This is a genomic window from Pseudomonas fluorescens (assembly GCF_001623525.1).
Taxonomy (GTDB): Bacteria; Pseudomonadota; Gammaproteobacteria; order Pseudomonadales; family Pseudomonadaceae; genus Aquipseudomonas; species Aquipseudomonas fluorescens_Q.
The window spans coordinates 5,323,994-5,348,811 of sequence record NZ_CP015225.1 but is presented as its reverse complement, the minus strand read 5'-3'; the positions used below and the strand labels follow the sequence as shown (position 1 = coordinate 5,348,811).

Sequence of the window (24,818 nt, the reverse complement as noted above, 5' to 3'; positions counted from 1 at the left end):
GCGGCTCTGCTCGCATCAATGCAGAATGTGCCGCCGCCTTCGCGGGCAAGCCCACATTGGAATTGAGTACACGCGGGCGAAACAGGTCGGCTATAAGGCCGCCTCGCGAGCAAGCTTTGCTCCCACAGATCCAGCCCAAACAGGTCTGATTGATGTACACCGCCCGCAAGAGCCAGGCCGGCTATAAGGCCGCCTCGCGATGGACGTTGATTTCGGCGCCCCGTTAACCACGCTGGCCGAACGCAGGTATTGCGTAGTGGGCATCCCGGCATGGATGCCGGGATAGCCGCGCTGGACCATGGATGGTCCTTCGCGGCGGGCCCACGGAGCAATGCCTGCGTTCGGGCATGCCGAGCCTAGGCGAGGCACCGAGTGGTGGGGCAAAAGCGCTTTGGTTACTTTCGCGCTTTTCGAAAGTGACCCGCCGTCAGGGCGGAACCCTAAGTGGCCGTTACCGAAGAAATGGAAATGTACCCGGTCAACGACTGTCAGGCCACCTCGCGGGCAAGCTCATTAGAACTTCGTATGTCTCAGGATTTGCGCTGCCGAACCAATCCCGCAGCCACCACCAACTCCTCCAACGCCAACAAATCCGGCACCTTCGCTACATGCTCCCCCACCTGCACCGCCGCCTGCTCCAACCCGCACAGCGGCACGTCGACGTAGCTCAGTTGAGTGTCGAGCTTGTAGGACCGCGGGATGCCCTGCACCAACAGCGCAATGAACCTCAGCTCTGGCCGGCCACCCAGGGCGTTGAGCACGACGATGCGCACTCTTTCGCCGATCACGGTTTTCTGGCCGCAGGCCGATTCGAAGCTCAGCAGCGGGATTTGCCGTTCGCGCCAGCTCACCCAACCCAGAAACCACGGCGGGGTGTCCATGTCGAAGGCGCTGCTCTGATAGTCGATCAACTCGGCCACGGCCACGTTGGGCAGGATCAGGTGGCGGTCGGCCAGTGGCAGCAGCAGGCCGGTGAGGTGGTCGGTACGCGAGTGGTGCAGGTCATGCATGGGTCTTGCTCCAGTGGGCGATGCTGTCGAGCAGCACCGATTCCTGGTACGGCTTGCCCAGGTAGTCGTTGACGCCGATGGCCATGGCACGGTCGCGGTGTTTCTGGCCGGTGCGGGAGGTGATCATGATGATCGGCAGGTGCGCCAGGCGCGGGTCGTTGCGCACTTGCGTGGCCACTTCGAAGCCGTCCATGCGCGGCATTTCGATGTCCAGCAGCATCAGGTCCGGGGCGTGTTCGGCCAGCAGCGCCATGGCATCCACGCCGTCCTTGGCGGTGAGGACGTGCATGCCATGGCGCTCCAGCAGACGGCTGGTGACTTTGCGCACCGTCACCGAGTCGTCCACCACCAGCACCAGCAGCGGCCGTTGCGGTTCGCCCTCGCCTTCTACCGGCACTTGGCGGCGCGGCACCTGGTGGGGCAAGGCGCGGATCGGCGCCAGCAGGTCGAGAATCAACACCACCCGGCCGTCCCCCAGGATCGTCGCCCCGGACAGGCCCTGTACCGCCGAGAACTGCGGACCGAGGCTCTTGACCACAATCTCCCGGGTCCCGGCGGTAGCGTCCACCTGCACCGCAACATGCCGCTCGTTGCACTGCACCAGCAGCACCGGCAAGGGCTGGCTCTGGCCCAGCAGTTTCGGCCGGGCGCCGGTTTTCAGCAGCTCACCGAGGTAGCACAACTCGTAACGCTGCCCGGCGTAGGTGTAGGTTGGCGGATCGAGCTGGTAATGGCCGTCCAGTTCGGCGGGCAATACCCGGACAATGCTCTCGATGGTGTTCAGCGGGATCGCGTACTGGTCTTCGTGACAGTGCACCATCAACGCGCGGTTAACCGCCACGGTAAACGGCAAGCGAATGCGGAAATGCACGCCCTGCCCCGGCGTGGAATCGATGACCATGCTGCCGCCCAATTGCCGCACCTCTTCGTGGACCACGTCCATGCCGACGCCACGCCCGGAGATCTGGGTGATTTTCTCGGCAGTGGAAAACCCTGGTTGCAGGATGAACTGCAGCACGTCGCGGTCGCTGATGTCGCTGTCCGGCGCCAGCAAGCCACGCTTGATCGCCTTGCTGCGCACCGCCTCCAGCGGCACGCCGGCGCCGTCGTCGCGGATGTCGAAAATGATGTCGCCGCCTTCCCGGGACAGGTCGAGGCTGATACGTCCTCGTGCCGGCTTGCCGGCGGCAATGCGCACGTCGGCCGGCTCCAGACCGTGGTCGACGGCGTTGCGCAGCATATGTTCAAGAGGGGCAGCCATGCGCTCCAGCACGTTACGGTCCATCTCGCCGTCGGCGTTGCCGACCAGGAATTCCACGTCCTTGCCCAGCTCCTGCGCCACTTGCCGGACAATGCGCTTGAGCCGCGGCAACATGCGCTCGAAGGGCACCATGCGCGTACGCATCAGGCCTTCCTGGAGCTCGGTGTTGATACGCCCCTGCTGTTGCAGCAGGACCTCGGCATCGTGATTGCTGCGATCAAGGGTTTCCTTGAGCTCAAGCAAGTCCGAGGCGGACTCGAACAGTGCCCGGGACAGCTGCTGCAACTGGGAATGGCGGTCCATCTCCAGCGGGTCGAACTCTTCATAGCCCAGGCGCTCGGCCTCGACCTGTTGTCGGCTGAGAATTCGCCCCTGGGTTTCGGTATCCAGGCGTCGCAGTTGATCGCGCATGCGCTCGATGGTGGTTTCCATTTCGCCCAGGGCCACGCGCGCGTCGTTGACCTGCTGTTCGATACGCCCACGGAAGATCGACGTTTCGCCCGCCAGGTTCACCAGGTCGTCGAGCAGTTCGGCGGAGACCTTGACCATGTCCGCACCGTCGCCCGCCGCGCCGGGGTCCGGTCTTGCAGGCGCCGCGGGTGGGCTGACGATGGGAGTAGGCACCGGCTCCGGCGCCGAGACAGCCTGCGGCGCGGCATTCTCCTGGGAATGATTCACCGCCTGGATCTGTGCAATCAGCCGGTCCGCCAGCGGGCACGGGTGGCCAGCACGCACGGCGTCGAGCATCTGCGCCAGTCGGTCATGGCTGCTTTGCAACAAGGTGAACAGCGCCGGGGTCGGCTGCAGCAGACCCGCCGACAGGCCTTCATAGAGGTTTTCCAACTCGTGGGCCAGGTCGCCGATGGGGACGATTTCCACCATGCGCGCACCGCCCTTGAGGGTGTGCAAATCCCGTAGCAAGGTTTCCACGGCCTGGCGATTCGACGGTTCTTCCTGCCAGCGCAGCAGCGCCGCGCCCGAACTATCGAGGATGTCGAAGCCTTCCTCAAGGAAGATTTCCAGCAACTCGGGATCATGGCCGGCGCCGTCGGCCTGGGCCGCTGCGCTCGTCTCGATGGCGTTCGGCTTGTCCTGGCGCAAGCGTCGAATGGCGTCGATCAGCGCAACGGGATCGCCCAACGGCTGGCCCTGCTGCAACTGCCCGAGCAACAGGTCGAGGCGTTCATGACTGCTGGCGAGCAGTTGCGCCAGCTCCTCGCTGTAGCTGTAGCGCCGGTCCACCAGCCCTTCGTAAAGGTTTTCCAACTCCTGGGCCAGGTCGCTCACCGGCCGGATGTCGGCCATTCGCGCACCGCCCTTGAGGGTGTGCAAGTCACGTTGCAGCGAGGACAACGGCGCGCCGTTATCCGGATCGGCCAACCAGCGTTGCAAGGCCTGGGCGGCGCTTTCGAGGATGTCTTGGGCTTCTTCGAGGAAAATCGCCACGAGGTCATCTTCCATCGAGGTATCGACGGGCGCGTCACGCTCCATTTCCGCCGTCGCATGGCTCAGTTCGCGGATGCTCAGGGTGCGGCTGCCGTCGCTGCGGATCAGACCGGTGGCCGACGGGTCGAGGCTCTCCTGGAGCAGGCGGCGCAAGGCTTGTACCCGCGCCGGCTGCGGATGCACATGCTGCCCGGCCGCCAGCTCATCGAGCATGTCGATCAGCGCTTCATGGGCGCGCTGGGCCTCCTGGAAAAATTCATTGCTGACCGCCAGGCTGCTTTCCTCTACCGCACCGTAGAGGTCGAGCAAGGCTTCGCAGAGTTCGTCCACCGGGTGCAAGTCGGCCAAGTGCGCGCCTTCGCCGAGGGTGGTCAGCTCATCGAGCAGCGCACTCAGTTCCTGGCCTTCGCCGGGGTGCTGCTGCCAGCGCTGCAAAAGGCTTTCGGCGTCCAGCAAAATGTCCATGCCCTGGGCGAGGAAATTGTTGATCAGTTGTGGGTCGCGCTTGGTTCGCAGCACTTTGTCTGGCGCATTGTTGGCGGCGTGCAGACGCTCGGCCAGCAGGGCCTGGGCACGCAGGATCAGATCCTCGGCCCCGGGAATCGCCGCCAGCGGCTCGCTGTGCAACTGGCGCAAGCCCCGGCGCAGCAGCCCTTCGGCTTCCAGCAGCAATTCGACCTCATCCAGGTCGAGGGCAATCAGATGCACCCGGTATTCCCGGGCCAGCTCATCCATCGCCCCGGCCAGTTCGGCGATCGGAAGCACGCCGGCCATCGAAGCGCTGCCCTTGAGTGTATGCAAGGCCCGCTGCAATTCATCACTGGCCTGCAAGGGCAGGTGGTCGGCCGACTGATCGAGAAAGCGATTGAGGCTGGCGAGGTGGCCCTGGGCTTCGTTGTCGAAGATCTTCAACAGCAGCGGATCGAGAGCGGCCACGTCCTGCTCGTCTTCATCCTCCTCGTCGCCGCCCTTGGCCAGGACATGGGCGCGGGCGGCCAAGCGGTCGACGTCGTCGCGCTGGCGCTGGTGATTGGCCGCGAATTCGGCCACCAGGGCCGGCAACAACTGCACCGTGTCTTCAACCAACTGGCGGACCGAGGCCTGCGGCTCGACGCTGCGCTCCAGGACCCGGTTGAGCAGGTTTTCCACGGCCCAGGCCAGTTCACCCAGCACCAGCGCCCGGACCATCCGGCCGCTGCCCTTGAGGGTATGGAAGGCCCGGCGCAGTTCGCTCAGCGCGCCGTGGTCGTCGGGATGAGCACTCCAGCGCGGCAGGTATTCACGCAGGACGTCCAACACCTCGCCGGTTTCCTCGAGGAAGACCTCGCGCAACTCGTCGTCCACCGGACGTTCATCCGACGGTGGCGGCAACAGGCTGCCTGGGGTGCTCCTGGCCGGCGGATTGACCGCCGAGATCGGGCTGGCCAGCACCTCGGCCAAGGATTGCACCGTCTGCGGGTCATCCAGTTCCTGCAAGTCCTGCATGACCTGGGCTTCGTTGGGGCTCAACACATCGTCGAGCACCGGCACCCGCGCTTCGTCAGGGAAATAACCGAGCGCAGCCAAGCTCCGCTCGACCCCATTGAGCAACGGCTCGCCGGAGGTTTCCGGGTCCTCGCTCAAGCGCTCCAGGTAGTATTCGAGGCCGGTGATCACGTCGGCCAGGTGGTCGAGTTCTTCCCACCCCGGCTGGGCCTGGTCCAGCAACAGGTGGTCGCGGATGAACGCGTTGCAGGCCTCCACCAGGCTGGCGGCACGGCTCAGGGGAATCATCGCCAGCGCGCCGCGCACCTGGGTCAGCAACGCGGGCAAGGGTTGCAGTTGCTCGCTGTTCCAGTCCGCGTCGATGTAGTCGACGATCATGTCCTTGGCCTGTTGCAGGCAGGTGTGGGCTTCCTTGATGACGATCTGGTGGATCTGGGTCAGGTCGGTGGTGGGCAGGTGGGTGTCTTCGCGGCTCTCGGGCTCGACGGTGCCGACCATGCCGGCCAGGGTCGCCTCGACGTAGAGCAAGGCTCCGGCGACGTCCATGAGGGTCGCGTCATCCGGCTCGCGCTGGCCCTGGGCGAGGCTCAGGACCACCGCCAGTTGATCGATGATGACCTTGCGCGGTTGGCCGAAACCGAGCACCGCCAGGGTGTCGGCGATCTGCCGCAGGGGCGCCAACAGGCTGTCCAGCTCCGAGGCATGCTGGCGGTCACTGCGCACGAACAGGTCCAGGCGCTCCTTGACCCGTACCAACTCCTCGCACAGCGCGGCAAGCACCGAGCGCATGGCATCGCGGTCGGGCCCGGCCAGGCGCGCGCGTTCTTCGTCGACCATGGCGCTGTCGGGCAGCGCGTCGTCCAGTGAGTAGCGTTCTTTCATGATCTGCATCTGCCCGCTGGGATGTTCGGCCTTGGCAATATAGAACAACAAGCTCTTGAGCAGGTGGGGCGGTGCCGGCTGATTGATGCCAGGCATGCCTTGGTCCAGCAGGCGCTTGAGTTCCTTGTCGGCTTCCTTGAACAGGCTGCGCAGCGCCGGGCTGTTGGCGATACGCCCGTCGCGCATGCCTTCGACCAGCGCCGAGGCCACCTGCCATAACGCATTGAGCGGCGCCCCAGCGCACAAGGTTTCCAGGCGGTGGAAGACCTTGGCCAGGTAACCCAGGTGGGTCGCGTCATCCTGTTCGCGCAACAGGCCCACCAGGGCCATTTGCAGGGTCTGGCGCAGTTTGCGCAAGGTGTTTGGCAGGTCTGCGGGTTCGAGGCGCTGCAACGCCTCGTCGCTGAGCGGCGCGATATCGGGCAACTCGGGGCTGAACAGGCTGGTTTCCGACAACAGGCTCTCGCCCCGGGCACTGCGCAGGTCGTTGATCAAGGGCAGCACCACCAGCGGCAGGTCGCGACGGGCACCTTGTACGCGGTCCAAGTAGATCGGCAACTGCCCCAAGGCCTGGCTCAACAGGCTGATGGCTTCGTCGCGATGGGTGACGCGGTTGTCCTGCAGGGCGGCGCACAGCTGCTCCATCTCCTCGGCCAGCAGCGCCGCACCGTAGAACTCGACCATCTGCAGGCCGCCGTGGACCTGGTGAATGCAGGCCAGGCATTGCCCGAGGGCGTCCGACGCCTGCGGATCGTCCACCAAGCGGTTGAGGGCCAGATGAGCCTGCTTCAGCGTTTCGGCAATCTCGCCCTTGACCCATTCCAGGGCCACATAGTCGTGCCGATCACCCATAACCACTCCAAATCAACAGTCGTATGCCTGTGGTACGGCCCAGAACCCCGTGGCGAGGGAGCTTGCTCCCGCTTGAGTGCGCAGCGCTCACAAAATATTCGGGGCGGCTGCGCCACCCAGCGGGAGCAAGCTCCCTCGCCACAAAAGCGCCCTTGCCACAGGTACATTCCCTCCCAACAGGTCAGTCACCCTTTTTCCTCATCGCCAGCCGCTGCCGCCGCCGGCAAGGTAAAACCCGACACCGAACGGCGCAGCTGGCTGGCCATTTTCGCCAGGTTGCCAATGCTCTCGGCAGTGGCGGTGGAACCGGATGAGGTCTGCGAGGTGATCTGCTGGATCACGTTCATGGTCAAGGAAATCTGCCCCGCCGAGGTGGTCTGTTGCTGCGCAGCGTTGGAGATGCTCTGGATCAGCGCCGCCAGGGTCTTGGACACGCCTTCGATTTCTTCCAGGGCGACGCCGGCGTCCTGGGCCAGTCGCGCACCGCGCACCACTTCGGTGGTGGTCTGCTCCATGGAAATCACCGCCTCGTTGGTGTCGGCCTGGATCGCCCGCACCAGGGTCTCGATTTGCCGGGTCGCCGCCGAAGAGCGCTCGGCCAAGCGCTGCACTTCATCGGCCACCACCGCGAACCCGCGCCCGGCATCACCGGCCATGGACGCCTGGATGGCGGCGTTGAGTGCCAGGATGTTGGTCTGGTCGGCGATGTCGTCGATCAGGCTGACAATGTCGCCAATTTCCTGGGATGACTCACCCAGGCGCTTGATACGCTTGGCGGTGTCCTGGATCTGTTCGCGAATGTTGTCCATGCCGTGAATGGTGTTGTGCACCACCTCGTTGCCCTTGTTGGCAATTTCCACCGACCGCTCGGCCACCGCCGACGACTCGGCGGCATTGGCCGACACCTGGTCGATGGACTGGGCCATTTCATTAATTGAAGTCGAAGCTTCGGAAATCTGCTGGGCCTGGTGCTCGGAAGCCTGGGCCAGGTGCATCGCCGTGGCCTGGGTTTCCTGCACCGCAGCGGCGACCTGGCCGGCGGTCAGGTTGATGGTCGCCACCAGGTCGCGCAGTTGATCCACCGAATAGTTGATGGAATCGGCGATGGTGCCGGTGAAGTCCTCGGTGACCGAGGCCGTGACAGTCAGGTCGCCATCGGCCAGGTCTTCGATTTCATCCAGCAACCGCATGATCGCGTTCTGGTTGCGTTCGTTCTTTTGTGCGGTTTCGTGCAACTGGCGGTTGGTTTCGCGAACCATCACCAGACCAATCAGGATGATCGACATCAGCGCCAGCAAACCCAGCACATAGCCGCCGATGGTATTGATGGACCGCCCGCCGGCGAGGTTTTCGAAGGCCGTGGCCAGGTGCGAAGCCTCGTCGAGCAGGGTCTGCGACAGGTTGAAGATGTTGCCGGCCGATTCGCGGACCTTGAACAGCTCCGGGGAGGTCTCGAGGATTTCGTCCACCGAGCCGGAAACGAACTCGAAGAGCTCGCTGATTTCGCTCAGGCGTGCCCGGGCATCGCGGTCCTGGACCTGGGATATCTTCAGGGCCGGGTCACCTTGCAACATGCCATTGAGCACCTGGCCAAAACGCGCGGCGTCGCGACCGAAGGTGTCGGCGGCCTGGCTGGCGTTTTCGTCCCCCGCCAGCACGGTATTCACCGCGCCGAGAATCCGTTCGGCCAGCAACGACTGGCGCTGGGCCATGGCCACCTGGGCGGCCGGCGCACCGCGTTGCAGCAGGATCTCGACGACTTTTTCGTACTCGACCTGCAACTGCGGCACGGTTTCGGCCAGGGTCGCCGCCACCTGGTGCAGCGACAGCACGGTCTGTTCGCTGGAGAGGATGGCATCGGTGTTCTTGAGCAGGCGCTCCCAATCCAACTGCACGGCGCGCATCTGCGGGCGCAGGGTGGCGGGCGCAGGGGGCAGGCCGGTCACCGGGTCGCCCTGTTTCAGGTAGCCCCAGCGCTGGGCGAAGTCATTGCGCGCATCGCTCAGCAGCTTGAATGCCGCGGGCTTGCCGGCGGCGGCCTCGGTGGCGTTCTTGGCGATGCGCTGGGACAGTACCCGCAGCTCACCGGCATGGCCGATGTACTGCTTGTCGTAGGAGGACTGGGTGTTGAGGTAAGCGAAGTTGGCGAACAGCAGCATGATGAAGACGATCAGCGCGACGAACAGCACGATGATCTGCGAACGACTGCGCGACGCTTCCAGTGGCTTGCCTGTTTTTGCTTTGATCATCGGTTCTCGCCTGTACTGCCCAATCCAACCCAGTCACCGCCGACCCAATGTGGGAGCGAGCTCGCTCGCGATAGCATTGGATCAGTCAGCCGTGATTTAGCTGACCCACCGCAATCGCGAGCAAGCTCGCTCCCACAAGGGGCCTGCGCTGCACCTCGTCAAATCGCCACATCCATGAACCCCGGCGACCGCGCCAGGGCAAACGGGCTGAACACTTGCCACTCGCGCTCGCCGCCAAACCGCCCCTTGACGAAGGCCGCTTCGGGGCCGTCAAGGTCGTCCACCAGCGTCGGTTCCAGGCTTTCCTGGGCAAAATGCTGCAGCCCAAGGACCTCGTCCACCAACAACCCGGCGAACACCTCGTCGTGATCCACCACCAACACGCGCCGCTGCTTGCGCACGGTCGACAGCTCGTGGCCAAAGAACCCGCACAAGTCCATCAACGGCAACAAGCGCCCGCGCAGGTTAGCCACTCCACGCACCCACGGCTTGACCCCGGGCAAATGCGTGTGACGTGGTTCGTGCAGCACTTCGCTGACTTCGCCCATCGGCGCCACGTACCAGTGCTCGCCCATGCGAAAGCCGATGCCGCTCCAACCGGCGCGATGGGCCGGCTGGGAGGGCAAGTCCGCCCCCAGCAACCGGCAGCGCCGGTCGATCTGCAGCAGCAGTTCGAATGCAGTCAGGGATTGGCTCATGGCCGTGCCGTCAACCCGCCAGCACTTTGTTCAAGGTCGCGATCAGGGTTTCTTCGTCCACCGGTTTGGTCAGGTAGTCCCTCGCACCTTGGCGCGTGCCCCAGACCTTGTCGGTGTCCTGGTCCTTGGTGGTGATGATGATCACGGGGATGTGGCCGGTGTCCGGGTCCTTGGTCAGCTGGCGCGTGGCCTGGAAACCGTTGAGGCCGGGCATGACGATGTCCATCAGCACCGCATCGGGTTTTTCCTGGCGGGCCAGGGCCACGCCATCGGCGCCATTCTCGGCCTTCAGGACCTGATGGCCGTGCTTTTCCAGCATGCCGGTCAGTTTGTACATTTCAGTCGGCGAATCATCGACGATCAGAACTCGTGCCATGGTGTTCCCCATTTTCTTGTTGACCCCTGGCCCGTTGGCCACGTGTCATTAATGTGCCTGGTGCGGCTGGACAGCGGCAAAGCCCGGGACATGGGCCTGTATCGCGCCCAGCAGTTCTTCCTTGCTGAACGGCTTGGTCAAAAACTGATCGGAACCGACGATGCGCCCCTTGGCCTTGTCGAACAGCCCGTCGCGGGACGACAGCATGATCACCGGCGTGGCCTTGAACGCGCTGTTGTTCTTGATCAGGGCACAGGTCTGGTAGCCATCCAGGCGTGGCATCATGATGTCGACAAAAATGATGCCCGGATGATGGTCGGCGATCTTGGCCAGGGCATCGAAACCATCGACGGCCGTGATCACCTCGCAGCCCACGTTGCGCAGCAAGGTTTCGGCGGTGCGGCGGATGGTCTTCGAATCGTCGATGACCATGACCTTCAAGGCGCTGGGTTGCTGCTGCGTGAGATGCTCTGCCATTGCCACTGCAAACCGGTTTTTAACGCGTAAGTGTGATCGACAGCGCAAACCCTTGATGTTCAAGGCCCGCACGTCACATGGCAGCCTTTTTAGCACAGTCTCCATCGCCGATCTATCGGCCGCTCGGCGCGGTGGTTTTTCCTTGACCGCCAATCTTCCGGGCGCCACTCTGACGCCACTTTTTCACGCCATTATGTGCCCATCACATTTCGAGGAACCAAGCCATGAGCGTACGCGTCGGCATTGTCATGGACCCTATCGCCAGCATTTCCTATAAAAAGGATAGCTCGCTGGCCATGCTGCTGGCCGCTCAGAAGCGCGGCTGGGAGCTGTTCTACATGGAACAGCGCGACCTCTACCAGGCCGAAGGCCAGGCTCGGGCGCGGATGAAGCCGCTGAAAGTCTTCGCCAACCCCGAGAAGTGGTTTGAGCTGGGCACCGAGAGCGACGCGCTGCTGAGCGACCTGGACGTGATCCTGATGCGCAAGGATCCGCCGTTCGACATGGAGTTCGTGTACTCCACCTACCTGCTGGAACAGGCTGAAAACGCCGGCGTGCTGGTGGTCAACAAGCCCCAGAGCCTGCGCGACTGCAACGAAAAGCTGTTCGCCACGCTGTTCCCGCAGTGCACGCCACCCACCATCGTCAGCCGTCGCCCGGACGTGTTGCGTGAGTTCGCCGACCACCACGGCGACGTGATCCTCAAGCCCCTGGACGGCATGGGCGGCTCTTCGATTTTCCGCCACACCGCCGGCCACCCGAACCTGTCGGTGATCCTCGAAACCCTGACCTTGCACGGCAAGCAGCAGATCATGATCCAGGGCTACCTGCCGGCCATCGTCGACGGTGACAAACGCATCCTGATGATCGACGGCGAACCGGTGGATTATTGCCTGGCGCGCATCCCGGCCGCCGGCGAAACCCGTGGCAACCTGGCGGCCGGCGGGCGTGGCGAGGCGCGTCCATTGACCGAGAAGGATCGCTGGATCGCCGCCCAGGTCGGCCCGACCCTGCGCGAGAAAGGCCTGCTGTTCGTGGGCCTGGACGTGATCGGCGAGCACCTGACGGAAATCAACGTCACCAGCCCGACCTGCATCCGCGAGATCGACAACGCCTTTGGCACCGACATCGGCGGGATGCTGATGGATGCCATCGATCAGAAGCTCAAGGCTCGTTGATCCAGATCCTGCTGAAGGAAACCCACATTGCGCTATCATGCCCGGCCTGAAAAAAACGCGATGTTGGTTTCCTTGTCATGACACTCCCGTCCGATCTGCCCCAAGAGCTCGCCCATCGTGGCGTGCGCCCGGCTGATCGCCTCGGTTTTACCCTGTTCCTGGCGGCGCTGATCCACTTGGCCCTGCTGCTGGGCGTCGGGTTTGCCACGGTCGAGCCCAAGCAGATCAGCCAGACCCTGGAAATCACCCTGGCCACCTTCAAGAGCGAGACCAAGCCCAAGAAGGCCGACTTCCTCGCCCAGGAAAACCAGCAAGGCAGCGGCACCCTGGAAAAAAAGGCGATTCCCAAGACCACTGAGATCGCCCCCTTCCAGGACAATACGGTACAGAAAGTCACCCCGCCGCCAGCCGCCAAGCCCGAGGTGCAGGAAACGGCGCCCAAGGCCGCCGTGACCACCGTGGCGCCAAAACCGAAAAAGGCCCCGGTCAAGGAAGAGGTCAAGCCTGATCCCAAGCCCAAGGCCCCCGAACCCACTTTCGACAGCTCACAGTTGTCCAGCGACATCGCCAGCCTGGAAGCCGAACTGGCCCAGGAGCAACAGCTCTACGCCAAGCGCCCGCGCATCCATCGCCTGAGCGCCGCCTCGACCATGCGCGACAAGGGCGCCTGGTACAAGGACGAATGGCGCAAGAAGGTCGAGCGCATCGGCAACCTCAACTACCCCGACGAAGCCCGACGCAAACAGATCTACGGCAACCTGCGGCTGATGGTCTCGATCAACCGCGACGGCTCGTTGTATGAAGTGCTGGTACTAGAGTCCTCCGGCCAGCCGCTGCTGGACCAGGCCGCCCAGCGGATCGTGCGCCTGGCTGCGCCGTTCGCGCCGTTTACCGGGGATTTGTCGGACATCGACCGACTGGAAATCATCCGCACCTGGAAGTTTGCCCGTGGCGATCGGCTTTCGAGCAATTGATTGATCGTTCCTACGCTCTGCGTCACTAGTGTCCGGTAAAATCTTTTCAGAGCTGAAGGTTACCTTGGGTAGCCTTCAGCTCTGTTCGCTTCTGCCTTCGGCCTTCAAGGCGTTCGATGCTCAATGGGCGTTCGAACAAGCTGTGGGTCAGCCTAATAGCAAAGTCTGAAATAGGCCCCGAACATCCTGAGCGGTGCTGATAAAGGTGCAGCAAAAGGTAGGTAATCAAGGCGCTGTAGATCTGCAGACGAACGGCATTTTCGGAGAAGCCGAAATATCGTTTTAACTTGAGGTTTTGCTTGATCCACTTGAAAAACAACTCGATCTGCCAACGTTGTTTGTACAGATCAGCGACCTCCTCAGATGAGCGAGAGAAGTCATTGGTAACCAGCACCAGTGGCGTTTCATGGTCGTCTCGACGAACCTGAATCCGGCGCACAGCCTGATCCTGATAGTGATTCGGACGTCGAGTGTTCAGGTATTTCTTACCGAACAGCACCGATTCGTCTGCCTCAATGAATTCCGGTGCATCGTCTTTTCTCAAGCTTTCTACCTGCTTCAGGTTGGCGTTTTTTTTCAGCCGTGTGACGAAGAAAGAGCCCAACTGATCGATCTGGTACCACCAGTTGTAGTCGCAGTAACCCTTATCGAAAACGTATGTCATACCCGCTTCAAGAGGCATGGTCAGAGCATCGCTCAGATCGTTGACGTTGGCGGCGGTGATGTTCACGTAAGTCGGGGCTGTTTGCCGTGGATCGATTGCCACATGCACCTTCAGGCCTTGAGTTATGCGGGTTTTCGTCGCGGTGGTCCATTCGTCAAAACCGGGTCCACGCAGGCTGATTGAGGTCGAATCGATCAAGGTGATCATCGCTTCGAGCGACTTGCGCTGTTTGCGACCAACACCTTGAAGCAGGTGCTCGCAGGCCAGGCGAAACGGTTCAGAGCTGCGCTTACTCAAGGCATCGCAAAGGGTTGAACGCACCATGTTCTTGGCGTTTAGGTGATAACGATGGGGTTCCAGCGACTGTGAAGCTGTCGCCAACGTGCGCAAGCTTTTAGCTTGGACAAGCTGACCGTAAATCAGCGTGATAAGTAGATCCCAGGAAGTGAACTGCTTAGCGTAACGATCAGCACCACAGCGTTTGACGGCTGCCTTGAAGAGCTGATGAGGAAGGGCCTGGAGCATTTGTGCAAATCGCGTGCTGCTGAACATAGGCGAAAATCGAGTCTGAAAAACCTGATTATTGCTTAAGACGCAGGCACAGCAAGGGGGAGCAAGCTCCCCCTTCAGTTTTTACCGGACACTAGTGACGCTCTGCGTAGGAATGCAGCCAGGGACGCTTCGCGTCCCAGCCTGGTGGACGCGGAGCGTCCAGTGAGGCATTCCCACGCAGAGCGTGGGAACGATCAGGCAGGCTCGCTCCCACAGGGGTTTCATGTCGGTTTCGGGTATTTCCTGCACATCCCCAGCTTGTCAGTTCGCCCCGCCCCGCCACACTAGCGCCTATGAAAAACGTCAGCCCCACCTACCTCAAGCATCACTTCCTGATTGCCATGCCGCACATGGCCGATCCGAATTTTGCCCACACCTTGACCTACATCGTCGAGCACACGGCCAATGGGGCCATGGGGCTGGTAATCAATCGCCCGCAGGAATTGAACCTGGCGGACATCCTGGAGCAGTTGCGCCCCGAGGTCGAACCGCCACTCTTGTGCCAGCACGTGCCGATTTTCATCGGCGGCCCGGTGCAGACTGACCGCGGTTTCGTGCTCCACCCGTCGGGCCCCAAATACCAGGCCACCGTGGACCTGGACGGAGTGTCACTGTCGACCTCCCAGGACGTGCTGTTCGCCATCGCCGACGGCGTCGGCCCGGAGAAAAGCCTGATCGCCCTCGGCTATGCCGGTTGGGAACCCGGGCAACTGGAAGCCGAACTGGCCGACAACGCTTGGCTGACCTGCCCGTTCGACGCTGACATCCTGTTCAACACCAGCAGCGAACTCCGCCTGGAAGCGGCGGCCAGCCGGCTGGGGGTCAACCTCAGCCTGCTCACCAGCCAGGCGGGACACGCCTGATGGCCTTGCGCTTGCTGCTGGGCTTCGATTACGGCACCAAACAGATCGGCGTCGCGGTCGGCCAGGTCATTACCGGCCAGGCCCGCGAGTTGTGCACCTTGAAGGCACAGAATGGCGTTCCGGACTGGAACCAGGTCGAAGCGCTGATCAAGGAGTGGAAACCCGATGCCGTGGTGGTCGGCCTGCCGCTGAACATGGACGGCACGCCCAGCGACATGTGCCTGCGCGCCGAAAAATTCGCCCGCCGGCTCAACGGTCGCTACAACCTGCCCTTCTATACCCATGACGAACGCCTGACCACCTTCGAGGCCAAGGGCGAGCGCCTGGTGCGCGGTGGGCAGAAAGGCAGTTACCGCGACAACCCGGTGGACGCCATCGCCGCCGCCCTGCTGTTGCAAGGCTGGCTCGACGCCAACGCCGCCCTGTTCGAAACCTGATTTTTTACAAAGCGCCGCCAAGGCGCTTTCTTTTAGCGATAAGCCGCGCCACTCACCACCGGCCCGGGAACCTGAAGGAGCCAGCATGAGCCTGCCCAATCCTGCCGAACTGATCAGCCAGATGGCGATTCGTCTCAAGGCACACCTGGAACACCGCGGCATCAGCGACCCGCGCTATATCGGTATTCGCACCGGGGGTGTCTGGGTCGCCCAGGCCCTGCTCGAAGCACTGGGCAGCCAATCGCCGCTGGGCACCCTGGATGTGTCCTTCTACCGCGACGACTTCAGCCAGAACGGCCTGCATCCGCAAGTGCGCCCCTCGGCCCTGCCGTTCGAGATCGAAGGCCAGCATCTGGTGCTGATCGACGACGTACTGATGAGCGGCCGGACCATCCGCGCCGCCATGAACGAACTGTTCGATTACGGCCGCCCGGCCAGCGTGACGCTGGTGTGCCTGCTGGACCTGGACGCCGCCGAGCTGCCGATCCGGCCGAACGTGGTCGGCGCGACGCTGACGCTGGCCGCCCATGAGCGGGTCAAGCTCTCCGGGCCGTCGCCACTGCAACTCGAACTGCAAGACCTTGCCCTTTAACTGCCCTTGTAAGAGTCCATCGCGATGACGCCTCTCGAAACCAAGCGCCCGCTGCAGCTCAACGATCAGGGCCAGCTGCGGCACTTCCTGTCCCTCGACGGCCTGCGCCGCGAGCTGTTGACGGAAATCCTCGACACTGCCGACTCCTTCCTCGAAGTGGGTGCCCGGGCGGTGAAGAAAGTCCCGTTGCTGCGCGGCAAGACCGTGTGCAACGTGTTCTTCGAAAACTCCACCCGCACCCGCACCACCTTCGAGCTGGCGGCCCAGCGGCTGTCGGCGGACGTGATCACCCTCAACGTGTCCACGTCCTCGGCGAGCAAGGGTGAAACCCTGCTCGACACCTTGCGCAACCTCGAAGCCATGGCCGCCGACATGTTCGTCGTGCGCCACGGTGATTCCGGCGCCGCGCACTTCATCGCCGAACACGTGTGCCCGCAGGTGGCGATCATCAACGGCGGCGACGGCCGTCACGCCCACCCGACCCAGGGCATGCTGGACATGCTGACCATCCGCCGGCACAAGGGCAGCTTCGAGAACCTGTCGGTGGCCATCGTCGGCGACATCCTGCACTCGCGGGTGGCCCGTTCGAACATGCTGGCCCTCAAGACCCTCGGCTGCCCGGACATCCGCGTGATCGCGCCGAAGACCCTGCTGCCCATCGGCGTCGAGCAGTACGGCGTGAAGGTCTATACCGACATGACCGAAGGCCTCAAGGATGTGGACGTGGTGATCATGCTGCGCCTGCAACGCGAGCGCATGACCGGCGGCCTGTTGCCCAGCGAAGGCGAGTTCTACCGCCTGTTCGGCCTGACCACCGCCCGCCTGGCCGGGGCCAAGCCGGACGCTATCGTCATGCACCCAGGGCCGATCAACCGCGGCGTGGAGATCGAGTCGGCGGTGGCCGACGGGCCGCACTCGGTGATTCTCAATCAGGTGACCTACGGCATCGCCATCCGCATGGCCGTGCTGTCCATGGCCATGAGCGGGCAAACGGCCCAGCGCCAATTCGACCAGGAGAACGCCCAGTGAAGCTCAGCATTCTCGGCGCACGCGTGATCGATCCAGCCAGTGGCCTGGATCAAGTGACTGATATCCATATCGATGCCTGCAAGATCGTCGCCCTGGGCGCCGCCCCCACCGGTTTCGTGGCGGCTGAAATCCTCGACGCCCACGGCCTGGTGGCCGCCCCGGGCCTGGTGGACCTGAACGTCGCCCTGCGCGAACCGGGCTACAGCCGTAAGGGCAGCATCGTCAGCGAAACCCGGGCCGCCGCTGCCGGTGGCGTGACCAGCCTGTGCTGTCCGCCACAGACCAAACCGGTGCTGGACACCTCGGCCGTGGCCGAACTGATCCTCGACCGCGCCCGCGAAGCCGGAAACACCAAGGTCTTCCCGATCGGCGCACTGAGCAAGGGCCTGGACGGCGAGCAACTGGCCGAACTCATCGCCCTGCGCGACGCCGGTTGCGTGGCGTTCGGCAACGGCCTGAACAGTTTCCGCAACACCCGTACCCTGTGCCGCGCCCTGGAATACGCGGCGACCTTCGGCCTGACGGTGATCTTCAACTCCCAGGACCACGACCTGGCCGAAGGTGGCCTGGCCCACGAAGGCCCGACCGCCAGCTTCCTCGGCCTGCCGGGCATCCCGGAAACCGCCGAGACCGTGGCCCTGGCCCGGGACCTATTGTTGGTGGAACAAAGCGGCGTACGCGCCCACTTCAGCCAACTGACCAGTGCTCGCGGTGCGGCACTGATCGCCCAGGCCCAGGCCCGCGGCTTGCCGGTGACCGCCGATGTGGCGCTGTACCAGTTGATCCTGACCGACGAAGCACTGATCGATTTCAACAGCGTCTACCACGTCCAGCCGCCACTGCGCACCCGCGCCGACCGCGATGGCCTGCGCGAAGCGGTGAAATCCGGGGTGATCTCGGCCATCTCCAGCCACCACCAACCCCATGAGCGCGATGCCAAGCTGGCACCGTTCGGCGCCACCGAGCCGGGCATCAGCAGTGTCGAACTGCTGCTACCGCTGGCCCTGACGCTGGTGGAGGACGGCTTGCTGGACCTGCCGACCCTGCTGGCACGCCTGAGCGACGGCCCGGCCCAGGCACTGCAATTGCCGGCGGGGAAACTCGCGGTTGGCGCTGCGGCGGACCTGGTGCTGTTCGACCCCGCCGCGTCCACCGTGGCCGGTGAAGCCTGGCGCTCCAAGGGTGACAACTGCCCGTTCATCGGCCATAGCCTGCCGGGTGCGGTGCGCTACACCCTGATGGATGGGCGGATTACCCACCAGGCCTGATACCGCGCCGCGCCTATCGCGAGCAAGCTCGCTCCCACAGGTGGATCTTTGGTGAACACATGATGTGTGAACACCTCAATCCAGTGTGGGAGCGAGCTTGCTCGCGATGCAGGTGACCAGGTCTTACTGAAAAGCCCCACGCTTCTGCGCATTACGGATCGACACCTGATCATTCAGCGTCCAGAAGTCATACAGCACCCCCAGGAAAAATACCCCGCCAGTCAGCAAGTAAAGGATCCCGCTGAGCCATTTGCCCTGGTACATGCGGTGTACGCCCAGCACCCCGAGAAACGTCAGCAGAATCCACGCCACGCTGTACTCGATAGGCCCCGGGGTAAACCGCAGGTCCGCTTCGCGATCCATGGCCGGGATCAGGAACAGGTCGATCAGCCAACCAATGCCCAGCAGGCCGAAGGTGAAGAACCAGATCGTGCCCGTGACCGGCTTGCCGTAATAGAAACGGTGGGCGCCGGTAAAACCGAAAATCCACAGCAGATACCCAATGACTTTGCTGTGGGTATCGCGGATTGCGTCCTGCTGATAGCTGTTCATGAATGGCCTCTTTTGCCTCGATAGATAAATTTTTTCGGAGTTTTTGTGACTTTTTCGTGTCCAGCCGACAAGCGGTCTTGGGCAACTCGAACCGGCGAAAGCCCCGTGATATCGGGGTTCTGTCGGACAATCAGGTCAATTTGTCGCATTTTGCTGGGTTTTGCGCTGCGTTTCGAATCGACAAACGGCCTCGGAATGGCAAAAAAAGCTGTTATAAAGTTGCGCGCTAACCTTTAAGAGCCTTGCCTAATGCGTCCATTTTTCAAGACATGGCTAACCATTTGCCTATTATTGCCACTGGCCGCCCACGCCACCAATCGTGAGCAACGTCTTCCCAACGTCAACGGCTATACCCCGAAATCCCATGTCTCTGCCTCCTTGAGCAAGGACAAGCCAAGCGCCCAGCGCGTGAGCACGACCAACAGCAAGCTGGTCCCGCCGATGGCGACCAAAGCGAGCAGCAATGTGTTGAGTCGCGCCGTGAATGTACTGGGCACACCTTATCGTTGGGGCGGCAGTAGCCCAAGTAAAGGTTTCGATTGCAGCGGACTGGTGAAATACGCCTTCAACGACGCCACCTTCGACCTGCCGCGCACCTCCAACGCCATGGCCGCCGGTCATGGCGAGAAAGTCGAGCGCAAGGACCTCAAGCCCGGTGACCTGATCTTCTTCAAGCTCAAGAGCCGCCGGGTCAACCACGTGGCCATCTACCTGGGCAACGACCGCTTCATCCACGCCCCGCGCCGTGGCAAGTCGGTGAGCATCGACACCTTGAACAAACCGTACTGGGACACCCATTACGTGGTGGCCAAGCGCGTGCTGCCGAAAGAGCCGGGTGCGATGCGCGTGGTTCAGCGCTGATCCGAAGCGCTCACCGCCCCCCCTGTGGCGAGGGAGCTTGCTCCCGCTGGGTGGCGCAGCCGCCCCAAAACAGACCCATGATCTCTGTGGACCCAATTATTTTGGGTCCGCTTCGCGGCCCAGCGGGAGCAAGCTCCCTCGCCACAGGGACCGTATCAGGCCTTACTGACCGTTTCCCCGCCTCAGAAATTATCCGGTGTACGCGCCCGCTCCCGCGCATGTTCGCGGCTGATCAGGCCTTTGCTCACCAAGTCCTTCAAACACATATCCAGCGTCTGCATTCCCAGCGAACCACCCGTCTGGATGGCCGAGTACATCTGCGCCACCTTGTCTTCACGGATCAGGTTCCGAATGGCCGAGGTGCCCAGCATGATTTCATGCGCCGCGATCCGGCCGCCGCCGATCTTCTTGACCAGCGTCTGGGAAATCACCGCCTGCAGTGATTCCGACAGCATCGAACGAACCATGGACTTCTCGTCGCCGGGGAACACGTCCACCACCCGGTCAATGGTCTTGGCCGCCGATGTGGTGTGCAGGGTGCCAAACACCAGGTGCCCGGTTTCCGCGGCTGTCAGCGCCAGGCGAATGGTCTCCAGGTCGCGCATCTCCCCCACCAGGATCACGTCCGGGTCCTCCCGCAGGGCCGAACGCAGGGCCGTGGAGAAACCCTGGGTGTCGCGGTGCACCTCACGCTGGTTGATCAGGCATTTGCGCGGTTCGTGAACGAATTCGATAGGGTCTTCGATGGTGAGGATGTGATGGTGCTTGTGGCTGTTCAAGTAATCGATCATGGCCGCCAATGTGGTGGACTTGCCTGAACCGGTCGGCCCGGTCACCAACACCAGTCCGCGAGGCGCCTCGGTCACTTTGCGAAATACCTCGCCCATCCCCAGGTCTTCCATGGTCAGGACTTTCGACGGAATGGTCCGAAACACGGCCCCCGCACCGCGATTCTGGTTGAAGGCGTTGACCCGGAACCGCGCCACGCCCGGCACATCGAAGGAAAAATCGGTCTCCAGAAACTTTTCGTAATCTACCCGTTGCCGGTCGTTCATGATGTCGTAGATCAGTTCATGAACCTGCTTGTGGTCCAATGCCGGCAGGTTGATACGCCTGACATCGCCATCGACGCGGATCATCGGTGGCAGCCCGGCGGACAGGTGCAGGTCCGACGCGCCCTGCTTGGCGCTGAACGCCAGTAACTCAGTGATATCCATAGCGCTCCTCAATTCCAGTAGAATGCCGCGAACCTCACCGCTGGCGCTTCTTTATGTCCACGATAGCAGACAACATCGCTCAGGTTAGTTCGCGCATCCGCGCTGCGGAGCAGGCCGCCCAGCGTGCCGAACACAGTGTCCAGCTGCTGGCCGTGAGCAAGACCAAGCCCGTCCAGGCCCTGCGCGAAGCCTATGCCGCCGGCCTGCGGGACTTCGGCGAGAACTACCTGCAAGAAGCCTTGGGCAAACAGCTCGAACTGACCGACCTGCCCTTGATCTGGCACTTCATCGGCCCCATTCAATCGAACAAGACGCGCGCTATCGCCGAACATTTCGACTGGGTGCATTCCGTGGATCGCTTGAAAATTGCACAGCGTCTGTCCGAGCAGCGTCCGGCCGACTTGCCACCGCTGAACATCTGCATTCAGGTCAACGTCAGCGGTGAAGCCAGCAAATCCGGCTGCACCCCAGCGGACCTGCCCGCCCTGGCCAGCGCTATCAGCGCCCTGCCCCGCCTGAAACTGCGCGGATTGATGGCGATTCCCGAACCCACCGAAGACCGCGCCGCCCAGGATGCTGCCTTCGCCGCGGTCCAACGCTTGCAAGCCAGCCTGGCGCTACCGCTGGACACCCTTTCCATGGGCATGAGCCACGACCTTGAGTCAGCGATTGCCCAAGGCGCCACCTGGGTGCGCATCGGAACGGCCCTGTTCGGTGCCCGCGACTACGGTCAATCCTGAAACATGGCCGACTCATCTCTTTATAAGGACCTGTCATGAGCAACACGCGTATTGCCTTCATCGGCGCCGGCAATATGGCCGCCAGCCTGATCGGCGGCCTGCGGGCCAAGGGCCTGGACGCTTCCCTGATCCGCGCCAGCGATCCGGGTGAAGAGACCCGCAACCGGGTGAGCCGCGAACAAGGCATCCAAACCTTCGCCGACAACGCCCAGGCCATCGACGGCGCGGACGTCATCGTGCTGGCGGTCAAGCCGCAGGCGATGAAAACCGTCTGCGCGGCCCTGCGCCCAAGCCTCAAGCCTCATCAACTGGTGGTGTCGATTGCCGCCGGCATCACGTGCGCCAGCATGAACAACTGGCTCGGCGAGCAGCCGATCGTACGCTGCATGCCCAACACCCCGGCACTGCTGCGCCAGGGCGTCAGCGGCCTGTTCGCTACTTCCCAAGTGTCCGCCGCACAACGCCAGCAGGCCGAGGAACTGCTGTCGGCTGTCGGCCTGGCACTGTGGCTGGACACCGAACAGCAACTGGACGCCGTCACCGCCGTCTCCGGCTCGGGCCCGGCGTACTTTTTCCTGCTGATCGAAGCCATGACCGCCGCCGGCGAGAAACTCGGCCTGCCCCGGGAAACCGCCGCCCAGCTGACCTTGCAGACCGCACTAGGCGCCGCACACATGGCTGTCTCCAGCGACGTCGACGCGGCCGAGCTGCGCCGCCGCGTGACCTCGCCGGCCGGCACCACCGAAGCGGCCATCAAATCGTTCCAGGCCGGGGGCTTCGAAGCCCTGGTGGAAAAAGCACTCGGCGCCGCCGCGCACCGCTCGGCCGAAATGGCCGAACAACTGGGCCAATAAGGAGTTATTCATGATTGGATTGAACACTGCAGCGGTCTACGTGCTGCAAACCCTCGGCAGCCTGTACCTGCTGATCGTGCTGCTGCGTTTCGTGCTGCAACTGGTGCGCGCGAACTTCTACAACCCGCTCTGCCAGTTCATCGTCAAGGCCACCCAGCCGCTGCTCAAGCCACTGCGCCGGATCATCCCAAGCGTGTTCGGCCTGGACATGTCCTCGCTGGTACTGGCGATCCTGGTGCAACTGGCGCTGATGGCCCTGACCCTGCTGCTGACCTACGGCACCACCGGCAACCCGTTGCAACTGCTGATCTGGTCGCTCATTGGCGTGACCGCGCTGTTCCTGAAGATTTTCTTCTTCGCCATGATCATCAGCGTGATCCTGTCGTGGGTCGCGCCGGGCAGCCATAACCCAGGTGCCGAACTGGTCAACCAGATCTGCGAACCGGCCCTGGCGCCGTTCCGTCGTATCGTGCCGAACCTTGGCGGCCTGGATATCTCGCCGATCCTGGCGTTCATGGTGCTCAAGCTGATCGACATGCTGGTGATCAACAACCTGGCGGCGATCACCATGATGCCGGAAATCCTGCGCCTGCTGATCTGACCCCAGTGAGCTACTTTCGCTGGGATGGCGACGACCTGATCCTGGAGTGTCACCTGCAACCGGCAGCCCGCAGCGATGATTTCGCCGGGTTGCACGGTGACCGCCTGAAGATCCGCCTCACCGCCCCGCCGGTCGAGGGCAAGGCCAACGCCTACCTGATGGCGTTCCTGGCCAAGGCGTTTGGCGTGTCCAAGAGCCAGGTCAGCCTGATCAGTGGCGAGTTGAACCGGCAGAAGCGGGTGCGGATACATGCGCCGAAGAAGCTGCCGGAGTTGCCGGGCCTCGTCCGGCCCACCTGATGAATGACCAACCCTGTGGCGAGGGAGCTTGCTCCCGCTGGGCGTGAAGCAGCCCCCAACCAGGCAACGCGCTATTACCTATGGTACGGGACATCGGCCTGATAGGGCCGCTTCGCGCCCCAGCGGGAGCAAGCTCCCTCGCCACAAGGAAACTCATCCGGCACAGGGTTTTCACTCAAGAAACAATCAGCGCCGCCCGTTGCTTGCCGCCTGCCACAGCGGTCTTTAGACTTACGCCTCATTTCAACGCGAGCAGGGTCGATGCCAGCTGCCTTTCCCCCCGATTCCGTTGGTCTGGTGACGCCGCAAATGGCGCATTTCAGCGAGCCCCTGGCCCTGGCCTGCGGCCGTTCGTTGCCAGCCTATGACCTGATCTACGAAACCTACGGCACCCTCAATGCCACGGCGAGCAATGCCGTGCTGATTTGCCACGCCTTGTCGGGGCATCACCACGCCGCCGGCTACCACAGCGTCGACGACCGCAAGCCCGGCTGGTGGGACAGCTGCATCGGCCCGGGCAAGCCCATCGATACCAGCAAGTTCTTCGTGGTCAGCCTGAACAACCTGGGCGGCTGCAACGGCTCCACCGGCCCCAGCAGCCTCAACCCGGACACCGGCAAACCTTTCGGTGCCGACTTCCCGGTGCTGACCGTGGAAGACTGGGTCCACAGCCAGGCACGCCTGGCCGACCGCCTCGGGATCGGCCAGTGGGCCGCCGTGATCGGCGGCAGCCTGGGGGGCATGCAAGCTTTGCAGTGGACCATCACCTACCCGGACCGCGTGCGCCACTGCCTGGCAATCGCCTCGGCGCCCAAGCTGTCGGCGCAGAACATCGCCTTCAACGAAGTGGCGCGCCAGGCGATCCTCACCGATCCCGAATTCCACGGCGGCTCGTTCCAGGAACACGGCGTGATCCCCAAGCGCGGGCTGATGCTGGCGCGGATGGTCGGGCACATCACCTACCTGTCCGACGACTCCATGGGCGAGAAATTCGGCCGTGGCCTCAAGAGCGAAAAGCTCAACTACGACTTCCACAGCGTCGAGTTCCAGGTCGAAAGCTACCTGCGTTATCAGGGTGAAGAGTTCTCCGGGCGTTTCGACGCCAACACCTACCTGTTGATGACCAAGGCACTGGACTACTTCGATCCGGCAGCAAACTTCGACGATAACCTGGCGAAAACCTTCGCCAATGCCACCGCCAAGTTCTGCGTGATGTCGTTCACCACCGACTGGCGCTTCTCCCCGGCGCGCTCGCGGGAGCTGGTGGACGCGCTGATGGCCGCGCGCAAGGACGTCTGCTACCTGGAAATCGACGCGCCCCAGGGTCACGACGCCTTTTTGATCCCGATCCCGCGCTACCTGCAGGCGTTCGGCAACTACATGAACCGTATAACGCTGTGA

At 62.9% G+C, this 24,818-nt stretch carries 22 protein-coding genes; 13 read left to right on the top strand and 9 right to left on the bottom strand.

What is annotated here, in order from left to right:
- Nucleotides 1-530 precede the first annotated feature (530 nt).
- From TK06_RS23110 to TK06_RS23085, 6 genes are all read right to left on the bottom strand, one after another.
- Nucleotides 531-1,010: a chemotaxis protein CheW gene (locus TK06_RS23110; protein WP_063323973.1), complete on the bottom strand. Its 480-nt coding sequence runs from the start codon at nt 1,008-1,010 to the stop codon at nt 531-533.
- Nucleotides 1,003-6,936 (bottom strand): Hpt domain-containing protein, encoded by a 5,934-nt coding sequence (locus TK06_RS23105; protein WP_063323972.1) that lies wholly within the window; start codon nt 6,934-6,936, stop codon nt 1,003-1,005. Before TK06_RS23105 ends, TK06_RS23110 begins: the two co-directional genes overlap by 8 nt.
- 185 nt (nt 6,937-7,121) lie before the next feature.
- Complete coding sequence (locus TK06_RS23100) at nt 7,122-9,185, bottom strand: methyl-accepting chemotaxis protein (protein ID WP_063323971.1); 2,064 nt, start codon at nt 9,183-9,185, stop codon at nt 7,122-7,124.
- 158 nt (nt 9,186-9,343) lie between these two features.
- Nucleotides 9,344-9,883: a chemotaxis protein CheW gene (locus TK06_RS23095; protein ID WP_063323970.1), complete on the bottom strand. Its 540-nt coding sequence runs from the start codon at nt 9,881-9,883 to the stop codon at nt 9,344-9,346.
- A gap of 10 nt (nt 9,884-9,893) precedes the next feature.
- Nucleotides 9,894-10,259 carry a twitching motility response regulator PilH gene (pilH, locus tag TK06_RS23090; RefSeq protein ID WP_063325209.1) on the bottom strand — a complete coding sequence of 122 codons (366 nt, stop codon included), beginning with the start codon at nt 10,257-10,259 and terminating at the stop codon, nt 9,894-9,896.
- A 48-nt stretch (nt 10,260-10,307) separates the two neighbouring features.
- Nucleotides 10,308-10,736 (bottom strand): response regulator, encoded by a 429-nt coding sequence (locus TK06_RS23085; RefSeq protein WP_003206467.1) that lies wholly within the window; start codon nt 10,734-10,736, stop codon nt 10,308-10,310.
- A gap of 224 nt (nt 10,737-10,960) precedes the next feature.
- On the opposite strand from TK06_RS23085, the gene gshB reads away from it, so the two are divergent.
- Both gshB and TK06_RS23075 read left to right on the top strand, forming a co-directional pair.
- Complete coding sequence (gene gshB, locus TK06_RS23080; RefSeq protein WP_063323969.1) at nt 10,961-11,914, top strand: glutathione synthase; 954 nt, start codon at nt 10,961-10,963, stop codon at nt 11,912-11,914.
- Between the two features lie 77 nt (nt 11,915-11,991).
- On the top strand, nt 11,992-12,888 hold the full coding sequence (locus TK06_RS23075) for an energy transducer TonB (protein WP_063323968.1): 897 nt from the start codon (nt 11,992-11,994) through the stop codon (nt 12,886-12,888).
- Nucleotides 12,889-12,934: 46 nt separating this feature from the next.
- On the opposite strand, the gene TK06_RS23070 is transcribed toward TK06_RS23075, so the two are convergent.
- Nucleotides 12,935-14,104, bottom strand: a complete 1,170-nt coding sequence (locus TK06_RS23070) for an IS4 family transposase (protein ID WP_063321703.1) — start codon at nt 14,102-14,104, stop codon at nt 12,935-12,937.
- Nucleotides 14,105-14,397: 293 nt separating this feature from the next.
- On the opposite strand from TK06_RS23070, the gene TK06_RS23065 reads away from it, so the two are divergent.
- From TK06_RS23065 to TK06_RS23045, 5 genes are all read left to right on the top strand, one after another.
- Nucleotides 14,398-14,967 (top strand): YqgE/AlgH family protein, encoded by a 570-nt coding sequence (locus TK06_RS23065; protein ID WP_003206472.1) that lies wholly within the window; start codon nt 14,398-14,400, stop codon nt 14,965-14,967.
- Entirely contained in the window at nt 14,967-15,404 is a 438-nt protein-coding gene (ruvX, locus tag TK06_RS23060) for a Holliday junction resolvase RuvX (RefSeq protein WP_003177497.1), read from the top strand. Before TK06_RS23065 ends, ruvX begins: the two co-directional genes overlap by 1 nt.
- 85 nt (nt 15,405-15,489) lie before the next feature.
- Entirely contained in the window at nt 15,490-15,996 is a 507-nt protein-coding gene (pyrR, locus tag TK06_RS23055; RefSeq protein WP_003206474.1) for a bifunctional pyr operon transcriptional regulator/uracil phosphoribosyltransferase PyrR, read from the top strand.
- A 24-nt stretch (nt 15,997-16,020) separates the two neighbouring features.
- Nucleotides 16,021-17,025, top strand: a complete 1,005-nt coding sequence (locus tag TK06_RS23050; protein ID WP_003177495.1) for an aspartate carbamoyltransferase catalytic subunit — start codon at nt 16,021-16,023, stop codon at nt 17,023-17,025.
- On the top strand, nt 17,022-18,293 hold the full coding sequence (locus TK06_RS23045; RefSeq protein WP_063323967.1) for a dihydroorotase: 1,272 nt from the start codon (nt 17,022-17,024) through the stop codon (nt 18,291-18,293). Before TK06_RS23050 ends, TK06_RS23045 begins: the two co-directional genes overlap by 4 nt.
- A gap of 123 nt (nt 18,294-18,416) precedes the next feature.
- On the opposite strand, the gene TK06_RS23040 is transcribed toward TK06_RS23045, so the two are convergent.
- On the bottom strand, nt 18,417-18,845 hold the full coding sequence (locus tag TK06_RS23040; RefSeq protein WP_003206477.1) for an NINE protein: 429 nt from the start codon (nt 18,843-18,845) through the stop codon (nt 18,417-18,419).
- Nucleotides 18,846-19,094: 249 nt separating this feature from the next.
- Between TK06_RS23040 and TK06_RS23035 the strand changes: the two genes are divergently transcribed.
- Entirely contained in the window at nt 19,095-19,706 is a 612-nt protein-coding gene (locus tag TK06_RS23035) for a C40 family peptidase (protein ID WP_063323966.1), read from the top strand.
- Nucleotides 19,707-19,888: 182 nt separating this feature from the next.
- Here TK06_RS23035 and TK06_RS23030 read toward each other — a convergent pair whose 3' ends face one another.
- Nucleotides 19,889-20,923 carry a type IV pilus twitching motility protein PilT gene (locus TK06_RS23030; RefSeq protein WP_063323965.1) on the bottom strand — a complete coding sequence of 345 codons (1,035 nt, stop codon included), beginning with the start codon at nt 20,921-20,923 and terminating at the stop codon, nt 19,889-19,891.
- A 53-nt stretch (nt 20,924-20,976) separates the two neighbouring features.
- On the opposite strand from TK06_RS23030, the gene TK06_RS23025 reads away from it, so the two are divergent.
- The 5 genes from TK06_RS23025 (at nt 20,977) to metX (ending at nt 24,818) form a co-directional block, all read left to right on the top strand.
- Nucleotides 20,977-21,663, top strand: a complete 687-nt coding sequence (locus tag TK06_RS23025) for a YggS family pyridoxal phosphate-dependent enzyme (RefSeq protein WP_063323964.1) — start codon at nt 20,977-20,979, stop codon at nt 21,661-21,663.
- Nucleotides 21,664-21,698: 35 nt separating this feature from the next.
- Nucleotides 21,699-22,517, top strand: coding sequence for a pyrroline-5-carboxylate reductase (gene proC, locus TK06_RS23020; protein ID WP_063323963.1), 819 nt, complete (start codon nt 21,699-21,701; stop codon nt 22,515-22,517).
- A 10-nt stretch (nt 22,518-22,527) separates the two neighbouring features.
- Nucleotides 22,528-23,118, top strand: coding sequence for a YggT family protein (locus tag TK06_RS23015; RefSeq protein ID WP_063323962.1), 591 nt, complete (start codon nt 22,528-22,530; stop codon nt 23,116-23,118).
- A gap of 5 nt (nt 23,119-23,123) precedes the next feature.
- Nucleotides 23,124-23,417 carry a DUF167 domain-containing protein gene (locus tag TK06_RS23010; protein ID WP_063323961.1) on the top strand — a complete coding sequence of 98 codons (294 nt, stop codon included), beginning with the start codon at nt 23,124-23,126 and terminating at the stop codon, nt 23,415-23,417.
- 261 nt (nt 23,418-23,678) lie between these two features.
- Nucleotides 23,679-24,818, top strand: coding sequence for a homoserine O-succinyltransferase MetX (gene metX / locus TK06_RS23005; RefSeq protein ID WP_063323960.1), 1,140 nt, complete (start codon nt 23,679-23,681; stop codon nt 24,816-24,818).